A 1,678-nucleotide genomic window follows, 5' to 3' on the forward strand; every position below is an offset into this window, starting at 1 on the left:
CAGAGATTCCGCAAATGATTTTTAAAAAATAAGGAGAATACCGTTCAAACAGTATTCTCAGCAGTAGTACCAAAATAAAGAATATTAGAAATATTAGTCATACAATTATCCCAATTAAAAACCTTATGATGATTGATAATTCGGGCTTTAATAAAGGAAATCCCCGCCCTTTTTTGAAAGTGTTAATTGACAAGAAAAACACACAAAAAAGGAGACGGGGAAAAATGGAAAACAAAAATCATACATTAAGTTGTTATCAATATTGTAACAGGGTCTACGATTTAATTCAAAAATTAGAGCAGATTGAGGATAAAAGAGTTCATCCTTCAGTTAAACTACCAACTGTAATTTTAGTTAATCTTTTTTCTTTAATGTCTGGATTGCACAATTTTAAAACTATGGAGGATGCAATTAAAGATGGTGATTTTAATAATTTTTTTGAGAATACAAACCTGCCATCTGCAGATACAATATCGTATGCATTAAAACATGCTGATCTCGATGACTTAAAGCAGATAGCAGTAGATACTATCCAGAAAGCCAGATATAATAAATCCTTAAATGCAAATACAATAGAGGGTTTAAAAGTAGTTGCAATTGATGGGAGCAATGTTTTTAGTATGGAAAGTGAGAGGCTTGGTAAAGACGCTCATAAATATGAACACAATGATGGTAAGTCAATAAAATATCATGAAAAAATGATAGCAGCCTCCTATGTTGGTGAGGGTTTTGCTCCAATTTTAAAGATGGAAAGAATTGAGGCTGGAGAAGGTGAGCTAACTGCAGCTAAAAAGCTTGTTAGGCGGCTAAACAGGGATCATCACCAGTATTGTGATGTAATTGTGGCTGACTCACTCTACATAAATGCTCCCTTTATCAATACCTGTATAAGAAATAATAAAGACGTAGTGGTAAGAGTAAAGCAGGAAAACAATTTAATTAAAGATGCTGAAGGTTTAACTAAAAACAGAGAACCAGATCATATATATGAAGGTATCAATCCTGGAGATAAAAAAAGAACTACAGGTACTTTTTATGATCTTAAAATCTGGGATGAAGAGAATTTTAATTGGTCTGATGTAGATAAACCACTTAGAGTATTAAGAGTGGAAGAAAGAAAAAAAGTAGTTAATAAAGATGGAGAGATAGTTAAAGAGGAAACTACAACTCATTATTTTGCTACCACCATGGAAAAGATCCAGCTAAAAGCATTAACCGCCTGGAAAATAGCCCACAGACGCTGGGATGAAGAAAACAGTGTTTTCCACTGGTTAAAAACCCACTGGAACTTTGATCATGTTTTTAGCAGTGATCCTCATGTAATCCAGGCAATGTATTATATTTATCTGATAGCATATAATTTATTCCATCTGTATATCTACAGAAATTTAAGAACATTTGATTTAAAAAAAGATACTAAAAAGATATTTTTAAGAAGATTTTACAGGGGAATTATCCGCTTAAATGAACCACTATATTATCCAGGAGCTTCTTCAGGATAATATCTGAATTTGTTCAGCTGGTTATAGAACTGCAAAGCAAATCTGCTAAAAACCTTCCATTTCAATGGGGGAAAGGGGGTTCTGTATCTTATTTGAGCTGATTTTAGTGTAGAAAATACTGTTTAGAGTAATATTTTATCTTTTTTATTTTTTAAAAATCATTTGCGGAATCTCTG

The 1,678-nt window shown here is 32.4% G+C and carries 1 protein-coding gene; it reads left to right on the plus strand.

The window, feature by feature from the left end; translation table 11 throughout:
* Positions 1-224 precede the first annotated feature (224 nt).
* Positions 225-1,502, plus strand: a complete 1,278-nt coding sequence (locus DFR79_RS16015; protein ID WP_166638090.1) for a transposase — start codon at positions 225-227, stop codon at positions 1,500-1,502.
* Positions 1,503-1,678: the final 176 nt, after the last annotated feature.

The organism is Halanaerobium saccharolyticum, from assembly GCF_004362045.1.
Taxonomy (GTDB): Bacteria; Bacillota; Halanaerobiia; order Halanaerobiales; family Halanaerobiaceae; genus Halanaerobium; species Halanaerobium saccharolyticum_C.

What these genes read in the sequence shown, in the direction of transcription:
- DFR79_RS16015 (WP_166638090.1), top strand. Translation starts at nt 225, where the DNA reads ATGGAAAACAAAAATCATACATTAAGTTGTTATCAATATTGTAACAGG.